This window comes from Kushneria halocnemicola (assembly GCF_965650455.1).
In the GTDB taxonomy this organism is placed as follows: domain Bacteria; phylum Pseudomonadota; class Gammaproteobacteria; order Pseudomonadales; family Halomonadaceae; genus Kushneria.
In genome coordinates, this window is record NZ_OZ287968.1 from 2,868,045 (window position 1) to 2,894,537 (window position 26,493).

Below are 26,493 nucleotides of genomic sequence, written 5' to 3' on the forward strand. Positions count from 1 at the left end.
TATTTAACGCGGTCTATTCGAGGGCCCGCAACCCGATTCAAATACGACAGGCAACGCCTGTTTCCGGATAGCAATATGGGCGATCGGATGACTGAAAAGGGCTTACACCATGGCGACGGGGTCATTGACGGTACTGGCGCTGAGGCGCAACGGCCTAGCAAGAATTCCGGTCTGATACAGCGTCGATGACATCAGCAAGCGGCCGAGCCAGCGTCGCTATTTCATTTTTGGGGTCAAGTTAAAATAATACGTTGCCTTATTTTAACTTCCTGCGGATGCCACCGCCGTTGCGTCTGCAACAGCTCCAACCTTCCCCTTCGCCGCCAGCACCCTCGGCTTCATCATTTCTGCCACGGCCTGAAACACCGGCACCACCACCGAGTTGCCGAACTGGCGATAGGCCTGGGTGTCCGACACCGGAATCACGAAGCGCCGCTCGCCTGCGGCGTCAAAGCCCATCAGCCGCGCGCATTCATGCGGCGTGAGCCGCCGGGGGCGATTGGTCAGGTTCTCGGGGGCATCAAAGGCCAGGGCGTCATCAAAGCCGCGGTCGACGAGGATCTCCGAGCCGTCCTTGTGATAGCGCGCGGACAGGGTGCGGGCGGTGTCTTCTGCCCGGGTCAGGCCAAAGCCGAAGCCGTTGCCTTTTTCCCGGTGCTTGCGGGCGTACTGGTACAGATAGTGCCAGAGCTTGGGAGTAAGTACGTACTTCGCATCGACCTCGCTATCGAGCAGCTCACCAAAGGTGGGCTTGTGCGCGGGAAAGTGGGCGCTGATATCACGCAGGGTGAAGCCTTCATGCACGTTGAGATCGCGGCGAAAGCCAACCAGCACGATGCGTTCGCGGTGCTGAGGCACGAAGTGGCGGGCGTCGATCACCTTGGGGTCGCGGCCCTTCGGGGCGTCTGCGTCGGCGACGTCATAACCCAGTTCATCGAGCGCTTCGCAGATCACCCGGAAGGTCTTGCCCTGGTCATGGCTTTTGAGGTTTTTGACGTTTTCCAGCACGAACGCGGGCGGGCGGCGCGCGGCGATGATGCGGGCGACGTCAAAAAAGAGCGTGCCCTGGGCGTCGCACTCAAAGCCGTGCTTGCGCCCCAGGGCGTTTTTCTTGGAAACCCCGGCCAGCGAGAAGGGCTGACAGGGGAAACCCGCCAGCAGTACATCGTGCGCGGGGATTCGCTCGCGAATGTGGGCATAGGCGGTCTCTTCATCCACGTCATCGCGCGCGGAGAGGGTCACATCGCGGATGTCTTCGTTGAAGCGGTGGGTCTTTGGGTCGCAGTAGTGGTTCGCCTTGTAGGTGCGCACCGCGTATTTGTTCCACTCGGAAGTGAACACACACTCACCGCCGACGGCCTCGAACCCCTGACGAATGCCGCCGATGCCGGCGAACAAATCGATAAAGGTGAAATCGGCCTGACGCTGATGCGACGGCGGTGCGGGCAACAGCGTGATCAGCACCCGGCGCTCGGCTTCATCCAGGGGCGTTGAGTGGCCCTGTTTGAGATAGCGATTCAGCGTGTCGCGGGTCCAGTGGGCGCTCACCTTTGAAAGCTTCCCGGCCACGGCCCGGCGGTCGAAAATCTCCAGCACTCGGGCCAGCAGGGCGTCATCCGTCAGGGCGTCATAGGGGCAGACGCCCGTGGGGGTGCGGTCGGTCTCGAGTTCCGGGGGGAGCAGGGTCATGGGCGCTCGCGGGTCGGCAGGTGGCGGTGGGCGCCCATTGTAAGTCGTCGGCCCCCCGCCCACCAGGGCGCTGGGCGCTCAGCTGCTCTGTTCGGCGTCTTCCTGCTTGGCGCTTTTGTGGCGCTCCTCGTTCAGGCCCAGCTTCCAGTAGCTCGAGACGTAAAGATCGCTTTTGGCCACCGCGCGCTCGGTCTTGAAGTAGTGGCGCAGCTGGCGCATGGCGGAGAACTCGCACGCCGCCCAGACCGCCGGGCGGCCGTCCTGCCAGTCGATGGTCCGCACCGCGTCAGGCAGCGCATCACTGTTTTCACCCGGATGTTCATTAACCACCCAGTGCAGTTCGATGCCCTCGGGCGCGGCAAGTTTTTGAATGTCGGCCTCGCTCAATACCTCGATGACGGCGTGGCCGCGGGCGTGGGCGGGCAGATTTTCCAGGTTGTCGCTGATCGCCGGCAGGGCAGTCATGTCTCCGGCGAGCAAAAACCAGTCGGCGCTGTCATCGACGCGCTTGCGCGGGCCGGGGCCGCCGATCTCGATGGTGTCACCCGGAGCGGCGCTGTCGGCCCACTGCGCGGCCGGGCCGCCGTCCTCGTGGAGCACGACATCCACATCGATGGCGTCATCACGCTGGGCGCGCACGGTGTAGGTGCGCATGAAGGGCGTGCCGTCATCGCGGGCAAACATCAGCTTGATGTAGGTGCCGGCCTGGTCCTCGGGAAAAGTCGCCATGGCCTCGCCGCCCAGTGTGACGCGCAGCATGTGGGGCGTGATCAGGGTCTTGTCCAGTACGGTAAAACGGCGGGGGGCGGGGCGGCTCATGGGCTCTCCTGGTCGCGATCAAGCTGATCGGTCATGGCGTTGACGGTGTCGATGAAATCACGGGTCCGGGCAGGACTTAATCCGGCGGCCATCTGTGCTTCGAGCGTTTGTTCGATGGCATCAAGACGCTCGCGCAGCGCCCGACCGTCGGCGCTGAGCGCCAGATGCGCGGCGCGGCTGTCGGTGGGGTGCGGGTGGCGCTCGATCAGGCCCTCGCGCTCGAGCTCGCGCGTCACCCGGGTGATCAGGCCCTTGTCCTGCAAAAGCGCCGTGGCCACCTCTCGGGCCATCACGCCGTCGTGGCGACCGATCTCGCCAAGCACGCGCAGATGCGACAGGGGCAGGGTGATGCCATCTCCGAGATAGCGCTCGCGCAGGGCACGCTTGTAGACGTGCAAAAGCCCGAAAAGAGCGTTGCCGGCGGTAGGCATAACGTCATGACCGTCAATGAAAGTGATTCTCGATACGATCCGCCTTTTGGTTGATATTGTCAACCATTAGCCCGACCCGTGTCATCGACGTGACATGAACGTGTCTCACGCTGGACGCCTTTTTCGTCCACCGATCCGGAGTTGACCAACATGTCCGTTGCTCGCCGTTTTACCACTGCCGTGCTGACCACCGCGGCGCTGTCGACCTCCCTGCTGGCCCAGGCGGCCGGCGGTCTGGCGGATGTCCCCCAACCCGATAGCGCCCCGGAGACCTTTTTGATGGTCAACGAGATCCCGGCGGGCAGCGCCATCAAGTACGAACTCGATGAAGCGGGCCATGTCATCGTCGATCGCTTTTTGTCGATGCCGATGGCCTATCCGGCCAACTATGGCTCGATCCCCGGCTCGCTGGGCGGCGATGGCGACCCGCTGGATGTGATGGCCTTTACCCGCACGCCGATCGTGCCGGGTGCGATCATGGCCGTGCGGCCCATCGGCATGCTGCGCATGGTTGACGGCGGCGAGGCGGACGACAAGATCATCGCCGTGCCCACCCATGACGTGGACCCCACCTGGGATGAGGTCGAAAGCCTCGATGATCTGCCGGCCATGGAACGCGAGCGTCTTGAGGGCTTTTTCCGGGTCTACAAGCAGCTGCCGGAAGGCAGCAAGGTGATCGAGCTCAAGGGCTTTGCCCCGGTCAGCGAAGCCCGCGAGGTGCTGCAACAGGCGCTGGACGATTATCAGCCGCCGTCCTGAGCCACGGTCTCAGGCGCCAGAGATCACAACGCCTGCCCTCGAAAAGGGCAGGAGTTTGGTTTGAGCAACAAATTGCTCAAGAAAAGCTCCATGTCCAAAAAATGAGCGATATTTTGCTCAACTCGCACCAGCGAGCTGATGTCCAGGAGTCCGGCGCTGCGTGAGCGCCTTTTGAACCCCGCCTGACGCGCTGCGCCCGTCACATGACTGTCATGTTGCCCGGCCACGATGAAGGTTCGTGTTCCGTTCATCTGCCGATGCCTCTACCGATGCCCCTGCCCATGACTGTCACACCATTTTCTGCGTTTCGCTCCGGACGCTCCGCTCTGGCCGCCGTGGCCTTCACGCTCGTCGCTCCGCTGGCCAGCGCCGAGTCGCTGATGCTCTATACCAGCCAGCCCAACACCGATGCCCAACAGACGGTGGACGCCTTTGAGAAAGCCCACCCGGAGATCGACGTGCAGTGGGTGCGTGATGGCACCACGCGCCTGATGACGCGCCTGGAGGCCGAGCGGGCCGCCGGGCAGAATCGCGCCGACGTGCTGCTGGTCGCCGATGCGGTGAGTCTTGAGAACCTGCGCCAGCAGGACCTGCTGGCCCAATACCGGCCCGAGGCGCTCGCCCACTATCCGGATGCGCTGTATGACCCCAAGGGCTACTACTTCGGAACCAAGCAGATCGCCACCGGCATCGTCTATCACCAGCGCGCGGCCGAGCAGCCGCAGCGCTGGCAGGACCTGACCGAGCCCGCATACCAGGGCCAGGTCGCCATGCCCAGCCCGCTCTATTCAGGTGCCGCACTCATTCATCTGGACAGCATGGTCAACGATGACCGCTTTGGCTGGGCCTATTATCAGGCCCTGTTTGATAACGGCGTGACGCCCAACGGCGGCAACGGCGGCGTTCTCAAGCAGGTCGCCGCCGGCACCAAGCCTTACGGGGTGATGGTCGATTTCATGGCCCTGCGCGAGAAGGCCAAGGGCTCGCCGATCGAGTTCGTTTATCCCGAAGAGGGGGTGAGCGTGGTCACCGAACCGGTGGCGATCATGAAGGCCGCCCAGCACCCTGAAGCCGCGCAGCAATTCGTCGATTTTCTGCTCTCCCGCGAGGGCCAGCAGTTGATCAGCGAGCAGGGCTACCTGCCGGCGCGTGATGACGTGGATGCCCCCGAGGGCTATCCCGACCGCGCGCAGATCAAACCGCTGCCCTTCTCGGCCACCCGGGCACTCGAGCAGGCCGAGGACGAAAAGGCACGCTTTGCCGATATCTTCTCTTCCTGATGGCGGCAACGGTCATGACGCGAGGCCTGCCACGGCTGGGGCCGGCGCTGCTGTTTGTGCCGGCGCTGTTGATCTGTCTACTGCCGGTGGGCCAGCTGCTCATCGAGGCAGTGACGGCCACCCTTGCCGCGCCCGCCGAGTGGCGTGACTCGCCGCTCGCTGAGGTGCTGAGCAGCGCCAGCACCTGGCGGGCCACCGGCCACAGCCTGTACACCATGGCAATGGGGACCCTGATCAGCGTGGCGCTGGGCATGCTCTTTGCCTTTACGCTGGCCCTGACCGATCTGCGCGGGCGGCGGGCGCTGGTGATCTGTTTCATGCTGCCGATGATGATTCCGCCCCAGGTCACGGCGCTGGCCTGGCTGCAGCTTTTTGGCCCGGCCAGCACGCTGCTGATTACCCTCGGCATCGCCCCGGCACTGGGCGCGCCGCAGCCACTCTATTCCGCCGAAGGCATTGCGCTATTGCTGGGGATTCAGCACGCGCCGATGGTGTTTCTGGCCCTTCGGGCCAGCCTGGCCGAGCTGCCGGCGGAGCTGGTGGAAGTCGCCCGTCTGAGCGGTGCCGCGCCACGCACGGTGTGGCGCACGGTGATCCTGCCGCTGAGCGCCCCGGGGCTGATTGCCGGGACGGCCATGGCCGCGATTGCGGCACTGGGCAACTTCGGCATTCCGGCCATGCTGGGCATTCCGGTGGGCTACTACACGCTGCCCACGCTGATCTATCAGCAGCTGGCCGGCTTTGGCACCGGCGTGCTGGACCGCGTCGCCTCGCTGGCGCTTTTGATGACGTTACTGGTGGGGGTCGGCATCTGGCTGCAGCACCATCTGCTGGCGCGACGTGACTATCGCCTGGGCGGGCAGGGCGCCCGGCCGCTCACCTTTGCCACCGGGCACTGGCGGTGGCCGCTCACGCTGATGCTGTGGGCCATTCTGGGGCTGATTCTTATTGCGCCGCTGATGGCGCTGATCACGACCTCGCTGGTACCGGCGTTCGGCATGGGGCTGGACTGGGAGCACCTGAGCCTGGCGGCCTATCAGGAGATGTTCACCCGCCAGGCGGTCACCGCGCGTGCCTTTGGCAACAGCCTGTGGCTGGCCGGCAGCGCCGCCGTGGTGCTGGTGGCGCTGACCCTGCCGCTGGCCTGGCAGCTGGCGCGCCGGCGCTCCAGGGTGCTGGGCGTGTGTGCCGCGCTCTTTGATGTGCCCTTTGCCCTGCCCGGCGTGGTGCTGGCGATTGCCTGCATCATGGTCTTCAGCCGGCCGCTGCCGATCATCGACTACTCGCTCTACGGTACGCTGGGCATCATCTTCATCGCCTATCTGTCGCGCTTTCTGGTGGTGGCGCTCAAGCCGCTGCACAGCGCCTTCGCCCAGCTGGACCCGGGCCTTGAAGAAGCCGCGCGCCTGGCCGGTGCGGGCCCGGTTCGAAGGTTATGGGACATTTTATTGCCGCTGGTGGCGCCGGCCGCCATGGCCGGGGGCCTGCTGGTCTTTTTAAGTGCGGTCAACGAGCTGACCGTCTCGGCGCTTTTGTGGTCGGCCGGCAACGAGACGCTGGGGGTTTTGATCTTCAATCTGGATGACGGCGGCGACAGCGTGCTGGCCTCCGCCGTGGCGGTGGTCACCGTGGCGATGGTGGTCGCCATCATGGGGATGCTGGAGCTGATGGCGCGTCGCCTGCCGAAAGGGGTTTTGCCATGGCAGCAATGAATACAGGTCGGCTGTCGATAACGACGCTGGGCAAGCGCTTCGGTGCGCATGTGGCGCTCGAGGCGCTTTCCATGACCATTGAGCCGGGCGAGTTCGTGGCGCTTCTCGGTCCCAGCGGCTGCGGCAAGAGCACCACGCTGCGGCTGCTGGCAGGCTTCGAGACGCCGGATCACGGCGAGATCCACCTGGGCGACCAGGTGCTTTCCAGTGCGCAGGCGCAGGTGCCGCCCGAGCAGCGGCGCATGGGCATGGTGTTTCAGTCCTACGCGCTCTGGCCGCATCTGAGCGTGGCGGGCAACGTCGATTATCCGCTGCGGGTCCAGAAGGTGGCCGGCAGCGAGCGGCGCCGGCGCGTAGAAGACGTGCTGGCCCGGGTCGGCATGACCGCCATGGCCGGGCGCTATCCGCGCGAACTCAGTGGCGGCCAGCGCCAGCGGGTGGCGCTGGCACGCTGTCTGGTCAGCCAGCCGGCCGTCATTTTGCTCGATGAGCCGCTGGCCAATCTGGACCGTCACCTGCGCGCCAGCATGGAGGACTACTTTCGCGACTTTCACCGCGAAACCGGCACCACCATGGTGTATGTCACCCACGATCAGGACGAGGCAATGGCGCTGGCCGATCGAGTCGCGGTCATGCAGGACGGCCGGCTCAAACAGTTCGCTACCCCCGAGACGCTCTATCACCGACCCGCGGATGTCGAGGTGGCCCGTTTTATCGGCCAGGGCAGCGTGGTGCATCTGGCCCACGCCACGGCGAGGGAATGGTTGACCGGCCGTGACGCCCAGCGCCTGGACGCGCAGGGCCACGCGCGCGGGTTCGTGCGGCCCCAGCATGTGGTGCTGGGTGTAGAGGGTGGAATGCCGGCATTGGTCGAGCGCTGCATCTTTCGCGGCGAGCGCCACGTGCTCTCCCTGCGCCTGAATGACGGCCAGTCACTGACCGCCTACAGCCCTGCCGCACAGCCGCCCGGCAGCCAAACAACCGTGGCGATCGAGCGACTCTGGGGGCTGGAAGAAGGGCAGACGAAAATGCAGGCACACCGTGATCGGGTGCCTGCCGGGTGAGGGCGCTGGCTCAGCGGCGCGAGAGGTGCTCGCTCAAAGCGTTCAGAAACGCCTCGGCGACCTCGTGCTCGTAGCGATAGTAGGTCCACTGGCCCACCCGTTGGGAGGAGACCAGCCCGGCGCGCGACAGCGTCGAGAGATACAGCGATGTGGTCGGCTGGGACAGCCCGGTCTTTTCGCGAATATGGCTGACGCAGATGCCCCCGGGCGGGGCCGTGTCCTTCTGGGGTGGGAAATGCTGTTCCGGCTCCTTGAGCCAGGACAGGATGTCCAGCCGCACCGGGTTGGCCAGTGCGCTTAAAACGGTATTGATATCCATGATCATGGCCAGGCGTTGGAGGCCGGATCAGTATACGCACTCACGGCCGGGCTGCCGAGGCAACCCGGCCGATGCGCCTCAAGGCGACTTAACGCACCAGTTCATCCAGCGCGCTGGTATCGAAGTCACTCAGCTCATCGAGACGACCGTCACGCACCTTGTTGGCCCACTGCGGATCGGACAGCAGTGCCCGACCGATGGCGATCAGATCGAAATCGCCCCGCGCACGCCAGGAGGCCAGCTCCTCGACGTTGACCCGGCTTTTGGAGGTCGGGTCTTCGGTGCGGGTGAAGTGCCCGGTGCGGAAGGTCTTGTCCAGCCCCACGCTGCCCACGGCGATCACCGGGCGGCCGGTCAGCTCACGTGTCCAGGTGGCGATGGTCTTGCTGCTGCCCTCAAAGCCCGGCTCCCACACGCGGCGCGTGCTGGCATGAAAGATGTCCACGCCGTCGCCGGCCAGCGGGTCGAGCAGCTCACCCAGCGCCTCGGGCGTCTCGGCGATGATGGCGTCATAGTCGGAGAGCTTCCACTGCGAGAAGCGGAAAACGATCGGGAAGTCCGGGCCGACCGCCTCTCGCACGGCGCGCACGATCAGGCGCGGAAAGCGCAGCCGGTTCTCGACGCTGCCGCCGTATTCGTCCTCGCGCTGGTTGCTCTCGGCCCACAGGAACTGATCGATCAGATAGCCGTGGGCGCCGTGCAGCTCGATCCCGTCAAAGCCGATCGCCTTCGCGTCACGCGCGGCGCGGGCAAAGGAGGCCACCACGTCCTGGATGTCCTGCTCGGTCATCGCCTTCACGACTTCCACGCCATCTTCAACGATCGACATCGGCCCGAAACCCGGTACGGCGGAATCCGGCTCAACACCCGGGCGACGCTCGCGGCCCACATGCCACAGCTGCGGCATGATTTTCCCGCCGGCGGCGTGAACGCCCTCGACCACCTTCTGCCAGCCTGCCAGTGCGGCCTCGCCATGAAAGGCCGGTACGGCCGGGTAGCCGTTGGCACCCGGGTGATCGATATAGGTGCCTTCGGTGATGATCAGGCCGACACCGCCTTCGGCGCGGCTTTTGTAGTAGGCCGCCACGTCGTCACCCGGGACGCCGTTTGGTGACTGGTTGCGCGTCATGGGCGCCATGACAATGCGGTTGGGGATGGTGACCGGACCCAGCGAGAGGGGTTCAAACAGCGGCGCGGCCAGCGTCTGTGCAGAAGTCGTCATGTCGTTTACCTACTGATATAGAAATATATCAATATATTTAAACAGAGCGGCAGCATCATGACAATCCCTTCATCGATTGCGCCCGGCGACACGGGGTCGCGGGGCGGGTCACCGGCATGCTGTCAGCCATTGGTACTGGTGATCGCCCTGAATGAACGCCATGCTATAGACAGATTTTCTCTATCGCATCGCCTGCCCCGAGGCTTGCGATGCCTTGTCACCCTTTCTCGAGGAGCCCCGTCATGACCCTGGATCAGGCCGCCGCCCAGACCCTTATCGACATCGTTCGCCACGCCGCGAAAACGGAGATTCTGCCGCGCTTTCGCATGCTCGACCCCGACGCCATTGACACCAAGTCCGGCCCGGATGACCTGGTGACCATTGCCGACAAGAGCGCCGAGAAGGTGATCACCCAGGGGGCCGCCAAAGCCTTTCCCGAGGCCACCATCGTGGGCGAAGAAGCGGTGGCCGAAGACGCCTCGCTGCTGGACACCATCCGCGATGCCGAGATGGCGGTGATCATCGACCCGATCGACGGCACCTGGAACTTCGCGCGCAATCTCAACCAGTTCGGCGTGATCCTGGCCGTGGTCAGCCGCGGCGAGACCGTGTTCGGTCTGCTCTATGACCCGCTGGTCGATGACTGGGTCATGGCGCGCAAGGGGGAGGGCGCCTGGTATGGCCGCCCCGACGGGACCAAGCGGCGCCTGCAGATGTCCGACACCACAAAAGTCTCGGACATGGTCGGCTCAACCTCGCTGCGTCTGTTCCCGAAGGACACCCAGTACGATATGGCCGGCCTTTTCCCCGACTTTGCCCGCATGATGGCCTTTGGCTGCGCCTGTCACGAGTACCGCACCATGGCGTTTGGCTTTGTGGATTTCATGCTCACGGGCAAGCTGATGCCCTGGGATCACGCCGCCGGCATCATGATTGTTCAGGAGGCCGGCGGTTACGCCGCGCTGCTGGATGGCACCCCCTATAGCCCCTCGGTGCATCAGGGCCGCATGATCGCTGCCAACTCGAAGGACAGCTGGGACGCCCTGCGTGAAAAGTTTGATTTTCTGATCGACTGATTCCTCCCGCTTTTGCCCGGCGCGCACCCTGCGCGCCGGTATTTTCCCTGTCACGACAGACAACTGACCCAGGTTATTGTCCGTCATCGCCGATTGGCGTCACGATAAGCGATGACATGGTTGCCGCTTTTGATCGACACGCTGCGCTCAACGCTCATGCCCCCTTTCGCGGCCGGCACTATGATGCTCATAGATTTAAATAGCTGGCCATTCAATAGCGCGCGATGTAGATTGCCAACATGACCAATGATAACCACTCTTCCGAGCACCACGACGACCTGCTGGCCCTGGAATCACAGCTGTGCTTTGCGCTCTATGCCACGCAGCTTTCCATGAGCAAGCTTTACCGACGTCTGCTCAAGCAGCTGGATCTGACCTACCCTCAGTATCTGGTCATGCAGGTGCTGTGGCAGGAAGACCATCTGACCGTGTCAGGTATCGGCGAACGGCTGTCGCTGGACTCCGCCACGCTGACACCGCTGCTCAAGCGTCTGGAAGGCGCCGAGCTGGTCAGGCGTCAGCGCACGCGGGAAGACGAACGCCAGGTCGAGGTCTCGCTGACCGAGCGCGGCAGCGCGCTGCGTGAAAAGGCCCGCACCCTTCCCGCGGAAGTCGAGCGCGCCTCGGGATGTTCGAGCTCGGAAATGAAGGCGCTGCGCGATCAGCTCAACGCCCTGAAAAAGCAGCTGGACAGGGTTTAATCATTTTTTATCCGTTTATATCGTGCGCGATTTGATAGTGCGCGCTCGACCACAGGAGCAGGACCATGTCGATCGAAAAGGTACTCTACCGCGCCAGCGCCCAGGCCACCGGCGGCCGTGAAGGCCGCGCCGTCTCCTCCGATGAAAAGCTCGACGTTGTGTTGAGCACGCCCCGGGAACTCGGCGGTGACGGCGGTGACGGCACCAACCCCGAGCAGCTTTTCGCCGCCGGCTATGCCGCATGCTTCATGAGCGCGCTCAAGCACGTGGCGTCCGAGCAGAAGGTCACCCTGCCGGGCAATGCCTGGGCCGGCGCCGAGGTGGGCATCGGCGCGATCGACACCGGGTTTGGCATCGAAGTGACGCTCAATATTCGCCTGCCGGACATGGATGAGGCGCTGGCCAATGAGCTGGTCGACAAGGCCCACGTGGTGTGCCCCTACTCCAACGCCACCCGCGGCAATATCGACGTGACACTCAGCGTCGAGGTGTAAAACGCACCTGATGTGATCAACAAAAAACGCCCGGCCGTGACCACGGTCGGGCGTTTTTATGCGCGCGTACTGCGCGGCTCGACGGCAGGCAGGGCGATACGTGACCAGCCGGCTGCCACTTCTTCCACCGAGGTTGCGCGAACGCCTCTCAGATCGCGCGGATAATCCACGCCGTCGGCTTCTGTTGCTCGAGTAGCATGAAACTGGCCGTTCGCTGCCCGCAGTACCCAGCCGCCTTCAATACAGGCATCAGACACCAGAAAGGCCACACCGGGCGCTACCTCATTCGGTCGCAGCTCGTCGGGCTCACCTTCCACACCCCACATGCGCGTTTTGGCCACCGGGGACAGGGCATTGACCACGATGTTGTGCGATGCGCCTTCCCGGGCAAGTACATTCACGATGCCCAGCGCCGCCATTTTGGCCGCGGCGTAGGCGGCCAGCCCCTTTTGAACATACTGCGGATAGATCGCCCGACAGGAGGTCGTGATCACAATTCGACCGCCTCCAGCGGTCTGCATGGCAGGCCAGGCCGCCTGGGCGAGCCACAGCGGCGCCTTTGCAGCAACGCCCATCATGGCATCAAAAGCGACCTCATCGATCGCATCGATCTCCTGATGTGCGACCCAGCCGGCGTTGTGAATCAGACCGTCCAGCCGACCGTAATCTTCAAGTACGGCTGTCACCAGCTGATGACATCGCTTGCGTGAGTTCAGCGAACCGCTCACGGCATACGCCGTCAGCCCCTGATCGCCAAGCCCCTTCGCCGCGCTCTGCGCCACCGCCGGGTCTTCCCCGCAGCCATAACGGTCAGCGCCCGTATCCTGCAAAACGACCGTGGCGCCCAGCATGGCCAGATAGCGGGCGTAGGCCAGCCCAAGCCCCCGGCCGGCGCCGGTCAACAGCATCACTTTCCCGTCGAAATTCATCATCGTTGTCTCCGCTCAAACATTCGTTGAGCAGACGATAGGGCGTGCAATCTGATACATCCAATACTGTTAAAGTCCCTTTCTGATGCATGGAAAGTATCAAAAATCGACCATCCCTTATTCGATATGTCATGGAGAGAGTCCGTGTCCGACACCAGACATCGTCTCAATCTGCGCCTGCTGGAGCAGTACATCGCCGTGGCAGAGGAGCGCCACTTTCATCGCGCGGCACGACGGTTGAACATGTCGCAGCCGCCGCTGACCCATGCCATTCAAAGGCTCGAGGAAATACTGGGCGTGGTGCTGATCGAGCGCGGCCAGCGGGTACTCGGCCTGACAGCGGCCGGACAGACCTTTCTGGAGGAGGCGCGGCGAACGCTTGAACAGACAGCCCATGCTGTTTCAGCCACCCGCGACATGGCCGCAGGGCGTACCGGTACCGTACGCCTCGGGTATGTCGGTAGCGCGCTCTATGGCAGGCTGCCCGACGTTTTGCGCGATTTTCGTCTGGCCTGCCCGGGCATCCGTCTGGAGCTTCGCGAAACCACGACGGCTGCCCAGCTTGCCGCCCTCAGGGAAGATCGGCTGGATGTCGGCGTTCTCATACCGCCCTTGAGTGAGGCCGACGACCTTAATCTCTCGGCCTTTGATCGGGATCGTCTCTGCCTGGCTCTGCCGGCGGATCATCCGCTGGCGCTGGAGGGTGAGCCCGCCCTTCACGAACTGGCCGAAGCACCCTTTATTCTCTGGCCGATGGCGGAAGGTCGCGGCTTCTGCCTTCAGGTCTTTCGCCTGTGCGCCAATGCCGGATTCGTGCCGAATATCGCCCAGGAAGCACACGGCATGCATGCCGTACTCTCGCTGGTAGCGGTGGGGGCCGGTGTGTCCATCGTGCCGGAAAGCATGCGGGGCTTTAGAAGCGATCGAATCCGCTACTGTTCGATATCAGGCGGTGACAGCGAGTTTGAGCTGATGCTGGCCACACACCGGGCAACACCGGCGGCGAACGCTTTTATTCAGGCCGCCCGGTTTCTTGAATAGCTGGCCTGCCGAGCACCATGTTTCACGTGAAACATCATCGTTTCGCGTCACGGCACCTCGTTTACTTGAGTCCCAGCCGGCGCCCGAGACGGTGCAGGTTGGCGCTGTCCATGTCCAGCGCGCGAGCAGTGGCAGCCCAGTTGCCCTCATGCGCGGTGAGCACCTGCTCGATGTGATGGCGTTGAAAGGTGTCGGTGGCCTCCCGCAGAGAGAGGGTATTATCCACAGCCGGTGGCGAGCGAAGGGGTGTGGATAAGCCATCTGCTGCCGGCGCGGCCCGGTCCGGAGATTTCTCGACCGGCAGATCCAGATGCCCCGCATCGATGCGTACCACCGCCGATCGGCGCGATTCCGGGCGCGTCTCGCCCATCGCACGCAGGGCGGCGCGGCTCAGGGTATGTTCAAGCTCGCGCACGTTGCCGGGCCAGTGCCAGGCGAGCAGGACCTGTTCGGCGCTGATGTCCAGCCGCAGGTTGGCAAGCCCCAGGCGCACCCGGTTATCTTCCAGAAAGTGCCCGGCCAGCAGCAGGATATCCTCGCGACGCTCGCGCAGCGGCGGAATACGCAGCGGGAAAACGCTCAGCCGGTGATAAAGATCCTCGCGAAAGCGCCCGGCGGCCACTTCCGCGGCCAGATCGCGATTGGTCACGGCGATCAGGCGCACATCCACCTTGATGGGCTGGTCGCTGCCCAGCGGCTGGATCTCGCCTTCCTGGAGTACGCGCAGCAGCCGCGGCTGCTGGGAGAGCGGCAGCTCGCCGATCTCGTCAAGCATCAGGGTGCCGCCATCGGCCATGGCGAAATGGCCGCGGTGGTCGCGACTGGCGCCGGAAAAGGCGCCGCGCCGGTGACCAAAGAGCGCACTTTCGATCAGCGATTCAGGCAGCGTGGCGCAGTTGACCTTGACCAGCGGGCCGTTGCAGCGCCGCGAGCGTTCATGCAGATAGCGCGTCAGCCGCTCCTTGCCCACGCCGGTCTCGCCGTGCAGCAGCACGCTCAGATCGGTGGGCGCCACCAGCGCCATGCTCTCATACAGTCGGGCCATGGCCGGGCTGTGCCAGCCGGGAGAGCGCAGCGGCGCGCTCTCTTCCGGTGAGAGCACCTGATTGAGCCGCGAACGGGTGTCCTCGAGTTGGCCGGTCAGGCGCAGGCAGGTGGCCAAAAGCTCGGCCGCCGCCATCAGTTCGTCGTCATCGATGTCCGCCATCTGATCGGGCACCAGCGCATCGAGTGTCAGCATGCCCAGAAGCCGGTCGCCGTCGCGCAGGGCCACACCCATGCAGTCGTGCACGTGGGTGAGATCGGCATCGATCAGGCCGTCAAAGGGGTCCGGCAAGGTGCAGTCGCGCGGGAAGCGACAGACCTGCGGATGGGCGGCAATCGCGGCCAGCCTTGGATGCGCCTCCAGCTGAAAGCGCCGGCCGCACACCTCGCTGCCCATGCCCAGCACCGCGACCGGCTGCAGCCCGCCCTCGACGCTGACCATCAGCGTGCTGGCATCGGCCGGATAGTTGCCTACCAGCGCGGCCAGCACGCGGGACCACTGCGGGTGCAGTGTCTCCGGACTCTTGCCATCACTCAGCGCCGCCAGCAGCTCCCGCAGCGCTCTTGAAAAGATGGTCATATCGACACTCCGACGGTCGTGGGGTCATTTTGACGGGCCTGATCGTGGTCATTATGACCATGACGACATCTTTCCTGCCAGCGTGACATGCCCGGCAGAAGTCATGCGCGGCGCCACACACGGGCCCTGCAGCGATTCGGGTGTGGCAGGCTGTCGCGGCTGGCATGGTATGGCACGACAATTGCGATATGAAAGGTGCCTCATATTGCTCACCTGTCGCCAGGAGCGCGTCATGCTCAACGAAAAGCAGCTTGAAGTCATCAGCGCCACCGCCCCGGTCGTGGCCGAAAACGCCGAAACCATCGCCGCCACCTTTTATCCGCTGATGTTCGAGCGCTATCCGCACGTGCGTTCGATGTTCAACATGCGCCATCAGCAGACCGGCGAGCAGCCCCGGGCGCTGGCCCGGTCGGTGGTGGCCTACGCGCTCAACCGTCAGGACCCCGAGGCGCTCGAGGCGCTCATGCGACCGATCGTCAACAAGCACGTGGCGATCAATCTGCAGCCCGATCAGTACGCCATCGTTGCCGAATGTCTGATGTCGGCGATCGGCGAGGTGCTGGGGGATGCCGTCACCCCCGAGATTTTTGACGCCTGGAGCGGGCTCTACTGGGAGTTTGCCGATCGGTTGATCGCCGCCGAGGAGAACACCTATCAGGCGCTTGAAGCCGCCCCGGGTGGCTGGCGCGGCGAGCGCGACTTTTACCTGGCCGATCGCGTGGTGGAAAGCGAAGAGATCGTGTCGTTTTACTTCAAGCCACTCGATGATCAGCCGGTACGCACCTTTCAGGCCGGGCAGTATCTGGGCGTGTCGCTCGAGATCGACGGTGAGCAGGCCCTGCGCCAGTACAGCCTGACCTCCAATCCGGGGGATGACGTCTATCGCATCTCGGTCAAGCGCGAAGGCCAGGGCCGCGCCAGTCAGCACCTGCACGATCATGTCAACGTGGGCGATCACGTCAGACTACTGGCCCCGGTGGGCGAGATGGTGCTCGATGAGCGCGACGCCCCGGTCATGCTGATCAGCGCCGGTGTCGGTCAGACGCCGATGCTGTCACTCATGGCCCAGGCCCTTGAGGCCGGGCGTCAGGTCATTTACCTGCATGCGGCCCGCAACGCCCGCGTTCATGCCTTTCATGAGCACCTGAAGGCAATGGCCGAACAATATGGCAGTCAGCTCGTCTATCGCTACGTCTACAGCGAGCCGGTCACCCGCGACGGCCAGCGCCATCAGGGTCTCATCGATCGCGCCCTGCTGGCAGACTACCTGCCGCGCGAGGCCACGCCGAGCTGCTATTTCACCGGCCCCACCGGCTTCATGCGCGATATCGACCGCGAACTGGCCGCGCTGGGTGTCGATACATCGCATCGCCATTTCGAGTACTTTGGCCCCTCCGGTCAACTGCACTGATTAATCGATCATGCGTCCAGCATCAAACGGCCCCGGCCACCCGAGAGGGTGGCCGGGGCCGTTGTCATGTCATCGAAGACGAGAAGGCCTCAGTCCAGCCGTCGGACCCCTTCGATGGTGATCGGCTCGCGCGGCACGTCGGCGTGCGGGCCTTTTTTCGTGGTGGGCGCGCCGGCAATGGCATCGACCACGTCCATGCCCGAGACCACGTGGCCGAAGACGGTATAGCCGGGCTCGTAGAGATTGCGGTAATCCAGCGCCTGGTTGTCGACCAGGTTGATGAAAAACTGGCTGGTGGCCGAATCCGGCTGGCCGGTCCGCGCCATGGCGATGGTGCCGCGGGTGTTCTTGAGTCCGCTCTCTTCCAGCGCGATGGGGTCATGGGTCTCTTTGGTCGCCATGTCGGCGGTCATGCCGCCGCCCTGGATCATGAAACCGTCGATGACGCGGTGGAACACGGTGCCCTGATAGAAGTCATCTTCCACGTAGCGCAGAAAGTTCTCTACCGTGTTGGGCGCCGCGGTGGCGTCAAGCTCCAGCTCGATGTTGCCCTGACCGGTCATGATCTCGACATGGGGGTGGTCGGCATCGGCCAGCGCCAGGGGAGAGAGCAGCGGCAGCGCCAGCGCCAGCAGGCAGCCGCGCAGTAACGGTTTCAGCATGAAAAGCGCTCCAGTCACACGATAGGGCCCGCCAGACTAGCCGGGCGCGCAGGATCTGACCAGCCCCGCACCTGTTTCCAGCGCTATTTCCAGCCTTCCTGAGCCGCCCAGACGGCCGCCTCGGTGCGGGTGCGCATGCCCATTTTCTTGAGCAGGTGACGCACGTGGACCTTGACCGTGCCCTCGCTGATGTCCAGGCGTCGGCCGATCTCCTTGTTGGCGTAGCTGCGCGCGATCAGGCGCAGAATGTCGCGCTCGCGCCGGGTGAGACGGGCCACCAGTGCCTCGGGGCCGGGGGCCGGCTCGCGCAGCGCCCGGGTCAAAAGCCCCATCAGCCGCGGATCAAAGGCGTCCTCCTGCTCATCGAGTGCCTCGATGGCCGCCAGCAGTTCTTCCGGCGCGGTGTCCTTCAAAAGATAGCCGCTGGCACCGGCGCGAATCGCGGCCAGCACGTCGTCCTGCGCCTCGGAGACGGTCAGCATCACGATCGGTACCGCCACGCCCGCCTCGCGCAGCCGGGTCAGCGTCTCGATGCCGTCCATGCCCGCCATCTTCATGTCCAGCAGGATCAGATCCGGGACATGACGGGTACAGAAATCCAGCGCCCCGGCGCCGCTGTCGGCCTCGCCTGCAAGAGAAAGCGACGCACTCATGGCCAGAAGCTGCTGCACGCCGCGTCGAAAGAGCGGGTGATCATCCACCACCAGTACGCCGCGTGGCGTCGCCCGGTGGCTCATGTCGTCAGGGCTCATGTCGTGATTATTCATCCTGCGGTGTCTCCTGAGAGGTGGCCCCATTGATAAAGCTCAGTGCTACCCGCGTGCCGCCTGCCTCGCGCCGGGCCAGCGTCAGCGTGGTGCCCAGACTGCGGGCGCGCTCTTCCATGATGATGGTGCCGTAGTGATGCGTGCGGGTGGGGTGCTCGGGCAGGCCCACCCCGTCATCCTCGATCGCCAGACCGATGCAGCCCCCCTGATCGATCAGGGTCACCGTGACCCGTTGCGCCCGGGCGTGCTGGACCACATTGGCCAGCGCTTCGCGCAGAATCTGCACCAGATGCAGCTCCGCATCGGGGGAGAGGACGTCATCGCCAATCGCAAGCGTGGTGTCGATCGCCAGCGCACCGCGCTCGGTAAACTCTTCAATCGTGGCCTGCACGGCGGCGTTTATGCCGTGCTCGGTCAGGCGCAGGCGAAAGGTGACCAGCAGCTCGCGCAGCTGGCGGTAGGCCTGATCGATGCCCTCGCGCAGCTCGCCGAGAATGGCCGGGGCGTCGCTGTCGGTAGTGTCCGGCAGGGCGCGGGCCAGCCGCAGGGCCTGAATGTTGAGATAGCTCAGCGACTGCGCCAGGGAATCATGCAGCTCGCGGGCGATCACGGCGCGTTCGTCCATCAGCGCCAGCCGACGCCGGTGGCGCCCCTGGGCACGCAGCGCCAGCGCCGCCCCCAGATGATCGGCCAGCGTCTCACAGATCCGCCCCTTCCAGCCCGGCAGCGGCGCCCCGCCGGGCAGCCGGGCCACCAGCACCAGCGGCGTCTCTGCATCGCCCTGCAGGGGGAAGCGCCAGGCGCCGGCATCGTCTTCCCCGTCGTCCTGGTGGGGCAGCAGGGTCAGTTCTGCCGGGGCCATCAGCGCCTCGAAGGGGCGCAGCGCCTGCTCGGGGTCAATGGCATCCGGTGGCGTCGTGGCCAGATAGCGCGCGTTGTCATACAACAGCGTCAGCGCCAGATGGCTCTGCTCGAGCCGGTGACTGCGGTCCTCGACCTGATCGTTGAGACGGCAGTAGAACAGATCGAGCTGACCGGCCATATCATCGATGGTGGCCGCCAGCAGCCCGATCTCGTCGTTGCGCCAGTAGCCACTGCGGACCTGGAGATCGCCGCCGCGCAGCGCCTCGATCACGCCCAGCAACCGGCCGAGCGGGCGGCGCACGTGGCAGTGGAGCTGATATGCCCCCCAGCCGATCAGCGGCAGGGTGAGCAAAAGCAGCACCACCTGCAGGGCACGAAGGCGGGTAATCCGCGCCTCGGCCAGCGTTTGCAGCTCACCGGTCAGCGCGTCCAGATCGCTGACGTGCGCGGCAATACGAGCGGAATCGACGCGCGCGGCCTGCTCGGGCGTGCGCATGGCCGGGCCCAGAGTGTTGATCCATTCACGCCGCAGGGGCCCCAGGTGCTCTGCCACGTCATCGTCGTATTCGCGGCGCACCGCCTCGTCAAGATGTTGCCAGGTGTCATCGATGCCGTGTAGCAGCGTGCGCCACCGGGCGGGGTCAGCGGTGGGCGCCTGCGCCATCAGCCGCCAGGTCTGCATGCGCAGCGAGCCGGCCTGATTGATCACCCGAGCATCATGGCGCGCCGTGTCCGCCAGCCAGCCGCTGGCCACCATCCCGCCCAGCGCCAGCAGCGACACCCCCGCCAGAATCAGCCCCAGCGTGAGGCTCAGGGCGTAATGAGAAGGCACAAACCGGGTGAATACCCCCATGGCGTTCTCCTGTGCAACCTGTCTACCTCCAGGGAGGTAGATGCGTCCTTAAAGGGCTTTTCCTTCAGTGACCTGCGCGTGCGTCGGTCACTATCGCCAATGAGATAACACCCTGATTTAACGCTATTTTGACGAATCTATTTTGACAACGATCAAAAGCGCTCGCGCCATCTCGCGCACAGTAGCCCCAACGCCATTACCAGGGCAAAGAGGGCACCATCATGAGCGCAGACACCGCATCCCCCCCACGCTCGCAGCAGCAGCGCGCACTGGGTCTCTCGACGCTGGCCTTCACGCTGTGCTTCGCGGTCTGGACGATCTTTTCCATCATCGGGGTCCGTCTCAAGCAGGAGTTCGGGCTGTCCGATACGCAGCTCGGGCTTTTGATGGCCACCCCGGTGCTCACCGGCTCCATCAGCCGACTGCTGCTGGGCATCTGGACCGACCGCTTCGGCGGGCGCCGGGTGTTCAGCCTGCTCATGCTGGTCAGCGCCGCCTGCGTCTACCTGCTTACCTTTGCCAACAGCTACGCCATGCTGCTGCTGGCCGCCCTCGGCGTGGGGCTGGCCGGCGGCGGCTTCATCGTCGGGGTCGCCTACACCTCGGCCTGGTACAGTGCCGGCAAGCAGGGCACGGCGCTGGGGATTTTCGGTGCCGGCAACGTGGGTGCCGCCATCACCAACTTCGCCGCCCCCTTCCTGCTGCTGGCGATGGGCTGGCAGGGCACGGCGCTGGTCTATGCCACCGTGCTGGCGCTGGCCGGCGTGGCGTTCTGGTTTCTGGCCAAGGAAGATCCGCAGCACGCCCAGCGCCGTGCGCCGGCACCGCTGAAGGCCCAGCTGGCGCCGCTTGCCGAGATGCGCGTGTGGCGCTTCTCGCTGTACTACTTCTTTGTCTTCGGCGGCTTCGTGGCGCTGGCCCTGTGGCTGCCCCACTACCTGATGGAAGTCTACGGTCTGGGCATCGCCGCGGCCGGCATGGTGGCCGCGCTCTACTCGGTGCCGGCCTCTCTTTTCCGCATTCTGGGCGGCGTGATGTCGGACCGCATCGGCGCCCGCCGGGTGATGTACTGGACGCTGGGCGTCTCGGCGCTGTGCCTGCTGGTGCTGAGCTATCCGCCGAGCCGGTTCGTGGTCGATGGCGTCCGCGGTGAAGTCGGCTTTTCACTGGGCACGCCGCTGTCACTGTTTATCGTGCTGATCTTCGTGCTCGGGTTTTTCATGTCGCTGGGCAAGGCGGCGGTGTTCAAGCACATTCCGGTCTACTACCCGGATCATGTCGGCTCGGTGGGTGGCGTGGTCGGCATGGTCGGCGGGCTGGGCGGCTTTTTGCTGCCGCTGACCTTCGGCATGCTCAACGACGTGGTGGGCATCTGGCAGAGCTGCTTCATGCTGCTGTTTGTGGTGGTGATCGCAGCCCTTGCGTGGATGCACTACGCCATCAACCGCGCCGACAACAAGAGCTGGGGCAGGACACCGCGCAGCACCGACCTGCCGGAGCTTGCCGCGCCCCGCTCGCTGGTACTTAACGAGTGGCACCCGGAAGACGAGACCTTCTGGCAGACCACGGGCGCCCGCATTGCCCGGCGCAACCTGTGGATCTCGATTCCCAACCTGCTGCTGGCCTTTGCGGTGTGGTCGATCTGGAGCATCCTGGTGGTGCGCATGCCACAGCTCGGCTTTGGCTACAGCCCCAACCAGCTGTTCTGGCTGGCCGCGCTGCCGTCGCTGTCCGGCGCAACCCTTCGCATCTTCTACAGCTTCATGGTGCCGATCTTCGGCGGGCGGCGCTGGACGGCCATTTCGACCGCGTCACTGCTGCTGCCGTGTCTGTGGATCGGGATGGCGGTGCAGAACCCGGATACCCCCTACAGCGTGATGCTGATCCTGGCGCTTCTGTGCGGCTTCGGCGGCGGCAACTTCGCCTCCAGCATGGCCAACATCAGCTTTTTCTACCCGCAGGCCAAAAAGGGCACCGCCATGGGCCTCAACGCGGGCTTGGGCAACCTGGGGGTCTCGGCGCTGCAGCTGATCGGCCCGCTGGTGATTGCCACCAGCGCGCTGGGTCCGCTGGCCGGTGACCCGCTGATCACCCAGCAGGGCGTACACGCCGGCGATCCGGTGTGGCTGCAAAACGCCGCCTTGATCTGGGTGCCCTTGATTGTTATCGCCGCACTCGCCGCCTGGTTCGGCATGAACGACATCGCCTCGGCGAAATCCTCCTTCCGCGATCAGGCGGTGATCTTCAAGCGGCTGCACAACTGGCTGATGAGCTGGCTGTATCTGGGCACCTTTGGCAGCTTCATCGGCTTTGCCGCGGGCTTTCCGCTGCTCTCCAACATGCTGTTCCCGGCCGTCGATCCCACCCGTTACGCCTTTCTGGGGCCGCTGGTCGGGGCACTCGCCCGCCCGCTGGGCGGCATGCTTTCCGACCGGCTGGGCGGTGCACGGGTGACGCTGTGGAACTTCGCGCTGATGGCGCTGGGCGTGTTCGGGGTACTGGCCTGCCTGCCCGAGCAGGGCCAGGGCGGCAGCTTCCTCGGCTTCTTTGCGATGTTCATGGTGCTGTTCGTGGCCACCGGCATCGGCAACGGCTCTACCTATCGCATGGTGCCGGTCATCTTCTTCAATCAGCGCCGCAACGCCCTGGGCGACGACCAGCTCGATCAGGTGCGTACCGAGGCCAATCGCGAATCCGCCGCCGTGCTCGGCTTCATCTCGGCGATTGCCGCCTACGGTGGCTTCTTTATCCCCAAGGCCTACGGCACCGCCACCGACATGACCGGCAGCGTGGCGCCGGCCCTTTACGGCTTCATTTTCTTCTATCTCAGCTGCATGGCACTGACCTGGTGGTATTACGCCCGTCGTAACGCCCCGGCCCCCTGCTAGGCACGCCCAAGGAGACTGACCCATGAGTTACTTTCTCGACCGACTGCAGTACATGAAAAAGATCCGCGCGCCCTTCGCCGGCGGCCACGGCGAGCTGCGCGAGGAGAGCCGCGAGTGGGAAAACGGCTATCGCGCCCGCTGGCAGCACGACAAGGTGGTGCGCTCCACCCACGGGGTGAACTGCACGGGTTCGTGCAGCTGGAAGATCTACGTCAAAAATGGCCTGGTCACCTGGGAGACCCAGCAGACCGACTATCCGCGCACCCGTCCGGACCTGCCCAACCATGAGCCCCGAGGCTGCCCGCGCGGGGCGAGCTACTCCTGGTATCTCTACAGCGCCAACCGGCTCAAGTACCCGCTGGTGCGCAAGGCGCTGATCCGGCTGTGGCGCGAGGCGCTCGAAACCCATCCGGACCCGGTCGATGCCTGGGCCTCGATCGTCGAAGACCCGACCAAAACCGCGCAGTACAAAAAAATTCGCGGCATGGGCGGCTTTGTGCGCGCCGACTGGGAGGAGATGCAGACCCTGGTGGCGGCGTCCAACGTCTACACCGCCAAACAGTACGGCCCGGACCGCATCACCGGTTTTTCGCCGATCCCGGCCATGTCGATGGTCTCCTACGCCGCCGGCGCCCGGTATCTGTCACTGATCGGCGGGGTGTGCCTGTCGTTTTATGACTGGTACTGCGACCTGCCGCCGGCCAGCCCGCAGACCTGGGGCGAGCAGACCGACGTGCCGGAATCCGCCGACTGGTACAACTCGAGCTACATCATCGCCTGGGGCTCCAACGTCCCCCAGACCCGTACCCCGGATGCGCACTTTTTCACCGAGGTGCGCTACAAGGGCACCAAGACGGTCGCCATCACCCCGGACTACGCCGAAGTCGCCAAGCTCTGTGACGAGTGGCTCAGCCCCACCCAGGGCACCGACTCGGCGCTCGGCATGGCAATGGGCCACGTCATCCTGAAAGAGTTCTACCTCGAGCGGCCCAGCGAATACTTCACCAACTACGTGCGTCACTACACCGACATGCCGATGCTGGTCGAGCTGGAAGCGCGGGAAGACGGCAGCTTCGTGCCCGGCCGCCAGCTGCGCGCCGCCGACTTTGATGAGGCGCTGGGTCAGGACAACAACCCCGAGTGGAAAACGGTCGGCTGGGACGAAACCCGCGACCAGCTGGTCGTACCGCGCGGCTCGATCGGCTTTCGCTGGGGCGAAAGCGAAGCCGGCAAGGGCCGCTGGAACCTGGAGCAGCGCGACGCCGACGGCGCCGACATCCACCTGCGCCTGTCGCTGGTCCCCGCCCATGATGAGGTGGCACGGGTCGGCTTCCCCTACTTCGGTCACATCCGTCATGACTACTTCAACCACGTCGATGGCAATGACGTGCTCTATCACAACCTGCCGGCCAAACGCCTGAGCCTGGCCGACGGCCGCCAGGTGCTGGCGGTGACGGTCTTTGACCTGATGGTGGCCAACTACGGCATCGATCAGGGCCTGACACTGGAAGGCAGCGAGGATGACGGCGCCACCTCGATCGACCAGATGCGCCCCTATACGCCGGTCTGGCAGGAAGCGATCACCGGCGTTCCGGCCGCTCAGGTCACCCGGCTGGCGCGCGAGTTTGCCGACAACGCCGACAAGACCCACGGCCGCTCGATGATCATCGTCGGGGCCGGGCTCAACCACTGGTACCACATGGACATGCAGTACCGGGGTCTGATCAACATGCTGATCCTGTGCGGCTGTATCGGTCAGACCGGCGGCGGCTGGGCCCACTACGTGGGTCAGGAGAAGCTGCGCCCGCAGACCGGCTGGCTGCCGCTGGCGTTCGGGCTGGACTGGAACCGCCCGCCGCGTCAGATGAACGGCACCTCGTTTTTCTACAACCATTCCAGCCAGTGGCGCTTTGAAAAGGTCGAGATCAAGGACCTGCTCTCGCCGCTGGCCCGCCGCGAGGACTATTCCGGCAGCCTGATCGACTTCAACGTGCGCGCCGAGCGCATGGGCTGGCTGCCGTCCGCCCCGCAGCTGGGCACCAACCCGCTGCGCCTGGCCGGTGCCGCCGAGGCCGCCGGTCAGGGGCTCAACGACTACGTGGTCAATCAGCTCAAGAGTGGCGAGCTGCGCTTTGCCGCCGAGGAGCCGGACAACCCGCAGAACTTCCCGCGCAACCTGTTCGTGTGGCGCTCCAACCTGCTGGGCAGCTCCGGCAAGGGCCACGAGTACATGCTCAAGTACCTGCTGGGCACCACCCACGGGCTGCAGGGCAAGGATCTCGGCGAAATGGGCGGCGCCCTGCCGGAAGAGGTGCAGTGGCGCGACGAGGCCCCCGAGGGCAAGCTCGACCTGCTGGTAACCCTCGATTTTCGCATGTCGACCACCTGTCTCTACTCCGACGTGGTGCTGCCCACGGCCACCTGGTACGAGAAGGACGATCTCAACACCTCGGATATGCACCCCTTCATCCACCCGCTCACCGCGGCCACCGACCCCGCCTGGGAGTCCCGCAGCGACTGGGAGATCTACAAGGGCATCGCGAAAGCCTTCTCAAGAGTCTGCGTGGGGCATCTGGGCGAGGAGACCGACCTGGTCACCCAGCCCATGCAGCACGACTCCCCGGGGGAACTGGCGCAGGTGGACGTGCGCGACTGGAAGCGCGGCGAGTGCGACCCCATCCCCGGGCGCACCATGCCCAATCTGATCGCGGTCAAGCGCGACTACCCGGCCACCTATGAGCGCTTTACCTCGATCGGGCCGCTGCTCGACACGCTCGGCAACGGCGGCAAGGGCATCAGCTGGCCCACCGGCCCCGAGATCGACCTGCTCGGCAAGCTCAACCGCTGCAAGTCCGAAGGCCCGGCGAAGGGGCGCCCGATCATCGACAGCGCCATCGATGCCGCCGAGATGATTCTGACCCTGGCCCCGGAGACCAACGGCAAGGTGGCGGTGCGCGCCTGGGAGGCACTGTCCAGAATCACCGGACGCGAACACGCCCATCTGGCGCTGCCCAAGCATGAGGAGAAGATTCGCTTTCGCGATGTGGTGGCCCAGCCGCGCAAGATCATCTCCAGCCCCACCTGGTCAGGGCTCGAGGATGAGCACGTCTCCTACAACGCCGGCTACACCAACGTCCACGAGCTGATCCCGTGGCGCACCCTGAGCGGTCGTCAGCAGTTCTATCAGGATCACGCCTGGATGCGCGCCTTCGGCGAGAGCCTTTTGACCTATCGTCCGCCGATCGACACCCGCGCGGCGATGGCCGGGGTCAAGCGCCCGGATGGCAACCAGAACCCCGAGCGGGTGCTCAACTGGATCACCCCGCACCAGAAGTGGGGCATCCACTCCACCTACTCGGATAACCTTTTGATGCTCACGCTCTCCCGCGGCGGGCCGATCGTGTGGCTCTCCGAAGACGATGCCAAATCGCTGGGCGTGGCCGACAACGACTGGATCGAGCTCTACAACGCCAACGGCTCGATTGCCGCGCGCGCCGTGGTCAGCCAGCGGGTCAAGACCGGCATGGCGATGATGTATCACGCCCAGGAGCGGATCGTGAACGTACCGGGCTCGGAGATCAGCGGTACCCGCGGCGGCATCCACAACTCGGTCACCCGCGTGTGCCCCAAGCCCACGCACATGATCGGCGGCTACGCGCAGCTCTCCTACAGCTTCAACTACTACGGCACCGTCGGCTCCAACCGCGACGAGTTCGTGGTGGTGCGGCGCATGCATCACGTTAAATGGCTCGACGGGGAGGGCAACGACAGCGTGCAGGAACCGGTCGGAAAATCCTCCTGATCGGGCAGGTGTCAAAAGCAGCAGGGCTGCAAGTGCCTGACTGACAGACTTGCTGTGCAGGACCCAAAAAAGGCGCCCCTCGATGA

22 protein-coding genes are annotated in these 26,493 nt (G+C 64.7%); 11 read left to right on the top strand and 11 right to left on the bottom strand.

From position 1 onward, the window contains the following. Positions 1-261: 261 nt before the first annotated feature. From dcm to ACS92L_RS13015, 3 genes are all read right to left on the bottom strand, one after another. A complete protein-coding gene (dcm, locus tag ACS92L_RS13005) occupies positions 262-1,689 on the bottom strand; it encodes a DNA (cytosine-5-)-methyltransferase (RefSeq protein ID WP_438765362.1) in 1,428 nt (475 codons plus the stop codon). A gap of 78 nt (positions 1,690-1,767) precedes the next feature. Beyond that, a complete protein-coding gene (locus ACS92L_RS13010) occupies positions 1,768-2,508 on the bottom strand; it encodes a siderophore-interacting protein (protein WP_438765363.1) in 741 nt (246 codons plus the stop codon). Continuing rightward, positions 2,505-2,939, bottom strand: a complete 435-nt coding sequence (locus ACS92L_RS13015; protein WP_438765364.1) for a MarR family winged helix-turn-helix transcriptional regulator — start codon at positions 2,937-2,939, stop codon at positions 2,505-2,507. The genes ACS92L_RS13010 and ACS92L_RS13015 overlap by 4 nt, the downstream gene beginning before the upstream one ends. Before the next feature lie 150 nt (positions 2,940-3,089). Between ACS92L_RS13015 and ACS92L_RS13020 the strand changes: the two genes are divergently transcribed. Next, a complete protein-coding gene (locus ACS92L_RS13020) occupies positions 3,090-3,698 on the top strand; it encodes an inorganic diphosphatase (RefSeq protein WP_438765365.1) in 609 nt (202 codons plus the stop codon). Between the two features lie 23 nt (positions 3,699-3,721). Here ACS92L_RS13020 and ACS92L_RS13025 read toward each other — a convergent pair whose 3' ends face one another. Further along, positions 3,722-3,949, bottom strand: a complete 228-nt coding sequence (locus ACS92L_RS13025) for a hypothetical protein (protein WP_438765366.1) — start codon at positions 3,947-3,949, stop codon at positions 3,722-3,724. Between the two features lie 30 nt (positions 3,950-3,979). Here ACS92L_RS13025 and ACS92L_RS13030 point away from each other — a divergent pair, with 30 nt between their 5' ends. From ACS92L_RS13030 to ACS92L_RS13040, 3 genes are read left to right on the top strand one after another with little or no spacing between them, the layout of a single operon-like run. Further along, positions 3,980-4,978 (top strand): ABC transporter substrate-binding protein, encoded by a 999-nt coding sequence (locus tag ACS92L_RS13030; protein WP_438765367.1) that lies wholly within the window; start codon positions 3,980-3,982, stop codon positions 4,976-4,978. 14 nt (positions 4,979-4,992) lie between these two features. Continuing rightward, positions 4,993-6,690 carry an ABC transporter permease gene (locus ACS92L_RS13035; RefSeq protein WP_438765368.1) on the top strand — a complete coding sequence of 566 codons (1,698 nt, stop codon included), beginning with the start codon at positions 4,993-4,995 and terminating at the stop codon, positions 6,688-6,690. Next, positions 6,678-7,754, top strand: coding sequence for an ABC transporter ATP-binding protein (locus ACS92L_RS13040; protein ID WP_438765369.1), 1,077 nt, complete (start codon positions 6,678-6,680; stop codon positions 7,752-7,754). The genes ACS92L_RS13035 and ACS92L_RS13040 overlap by 13 nt, the downstream gene beginning before the upstream one ends. 10 nt (positions 7,755-7,764) lie before the next feature. On the opposite strand, the gene ACS92L_RS13045 is transcribed toward ACS92L_RS13040, so the two are convergent. Together ACS92L_RS13045 and ACS92L_RS13050 are read right to left on the bottom strand one after the other, a co-directional pair. Beyond that, entirely contained in the window at positions 7,765-8,073 is a 309-nt protein-coding gene (locus tag ACS92L_RS13045; protein ID WP_438765370.1) for an ArsR/SmtB family transcription factor, read from the bottom strand. Positions 8,074-8,161: 88 nt separating this feature from the next. Next, positions 8,162-9,295 (bottom strand): NADH:flavin oxidoreductase, encoded by a 1,134-nt coding sequence (locus tag ACS92L_RS13050; protein ID WP_438765371.1) that lies wholly within the window; start codon positions 9,293-9,295, stop codon positions 8,162-8,164. 242 nt (positions 9,296-9,537) lie between these two features. On the opposite strand from ACS92L_RS13050, the gene ACS92L_RS13055 reads away from it, so the two are divergent. From ACS92L_RS13055 to ACS92L_RS13065, 3 genes are all read left to right on the top strand, one after another. Next, on the top strand, positions 9,538-10,371 hold the full coding sequence (locus ACS92L_RS13055; protein WP_438765372.1) for an inositol monophosphatase family protein: 834 nt from the start codon (positions 9,538-9,540) through the stop codon (positions 10,369-10,371). Between the two features lie 239 nt (positions 10,372-10,610). Further along, positions 10,611-11,072, top strand: coding sequence for a MarR family winged helix-turn-helix transcriptional regulator (locus ACS92L_RS13060; RefSeq protein WP_438765373.1), 462 nt, complete (start codon positions 10,611-10,613; stop codon positions 11,070-11,072). A 65-nt stretch (positions 11,073-11,137) separates the two neighbouring features. Then, positions 11,138-11,566: an organic hydroperoxide resistance protein gene (locus ACS92L_RS13065; RefSeq protein ID WP_438765374.1), complete on the top strand. Its 429-nt coding sequence runs from the start codon at positions 11,138-11,140 to the stop codon at positions 11,564-11,566. Between the two features lie 56 nt (positions 11,567-11,622). Here ACS92L_RS13065 and ACS92L_RS13070 read toward each other — a convergent pair whose 3' ends face one another. Next, entirely contained in the window at positions 11,623-12,498 is an 876-nt protein-coding gene (locus tag ACS92L_RS13070) for an SDR family NAD(P)-dependent oxidoreductase (protein WP_438765375.1), read from the bottom strand. A gap of 141 nt (positions 12,499-12,639) precedes the next feature. Between ACS92L_RS13070 and ACS92L_RS13075 the strand changes: the two genes are divergently transcribed. Further along, complete coding sequence (locus ACS92L_RS13075; protein WP_438765376.1) at positions 12,640-13,536, top strand: LysR family transcriptional regulator; 897 nt, start codon at positions 12,640-12,642, stop codon at positions 13,534-13,536. Between the two features lie 61 nt (positions 13,537-13,597). Here the strand turns inward: ACS92L_RS13075 and norR are convergent, their stop codons facing one another. Beyond that, complete coding sequence (norR, locus tag ACS92L_RS13080) at positions 13,598-15,160, bottom strand: nitric oxide reductase transcriptional regulator NorR (protein WP_438765378.1); 1,563 nt, start codon at positions 15,158-15,160, stop codon at positions 13,598-13,600. Between the two features lie 232 nt (positions 15,161-15,392). Here norR and hmpA point away from each other — a divergent pair, with 232 nt between their 5' ends. Further along, entirely contained in the window at positions 15,393-16,571 is a 1,179-nt protein-coding gene (hmpA, locus tag ACS92L_RS13085) for an NO-inducible flavohemoprotein (RefSeq protein WP_438765379.1), read from the top strand. An 89-nt stretch (positions 16,572-16,660) separates the two neighbouring features. On the opposite strand, the gene ACS92L_RS13090 is transcribed toward hmpA, so the two are convergent. The 3 genes from ACS92L_RS13090 to ACS92L_RS13100 all read right to left on the bottom strand — a co-directional run bounded on the left by ACS92L_RS13090 (position 16,661) and on the right by ACS92L_RS13100 (position 19,717). Further along, on the bottom strand, positions 16,661-17,233 hold the full coding sequence (locus ACS92L_RS13090; RefSeq protein ID WP_438765380.1) for a peptidylprolyl isomerase: 573 nt from the start codon (positions 17,231-17,233) through the stop codon (positions 16,661-16,663). An 83-nt stretch (positions 17,234-17,316) separates the two neighbouring features. Then, a complete protein-coding gene (narL, locus tag ACS92L_RS13095; protein ID WP_438765381.1) occupies positions 17,317-18,000 on the bottom strand; it encodes a two-component system response regulator NarL in 684 nt (227 codons plus the stop codon). Continuing rightward, entirely contained in the window at positions 17,993-19,717 is a 1,725-nt protein-coding gene (locus ACS92L_RS13100; protein WP_438765382.1) for a histidine kinase, read from the bottom strand. Before ACS92L_RS13100 ends, narL begins: the two co-directional genes overlap by 8 nt. 221 nt (positions 19,718-19,938) lie before the next feature. Between ACS92L_RS13100 and ACS92L_RS13105 the strand changes: the two genes are divergently transcribed. Both ACS92L_RS13105 and ACS92L_RS13110 read left to right on the top strand, forming a co-directional pair. Continuing rightward, on the top strand, positions 19,939-22,605 hold the full coding sequence (locus tag ACS92L_RS13105; protein WP_438765383.1) for a nitrate/nitrite transporter: 2,667 nt from the start codon (positions 19,939-19,941) through the stop codon (positions 22,603-22,605). Between the two features lie 22 nt (positions 22,606-22,627). Continuing rightward, positions 22,628-26,407, top strand: a complete 3,780-nt coding sequence (locus ACS92L_RS13110) for a nitrate reductase subunit alpha (RefSeq protein ID WP_438765385.1) — start codon at positions 22,628-22,630, stop codon at positions 26,405-26,407. The last annotated feature ends 86 nt before the right edge of the window (positions 26,408-26,493 follow it).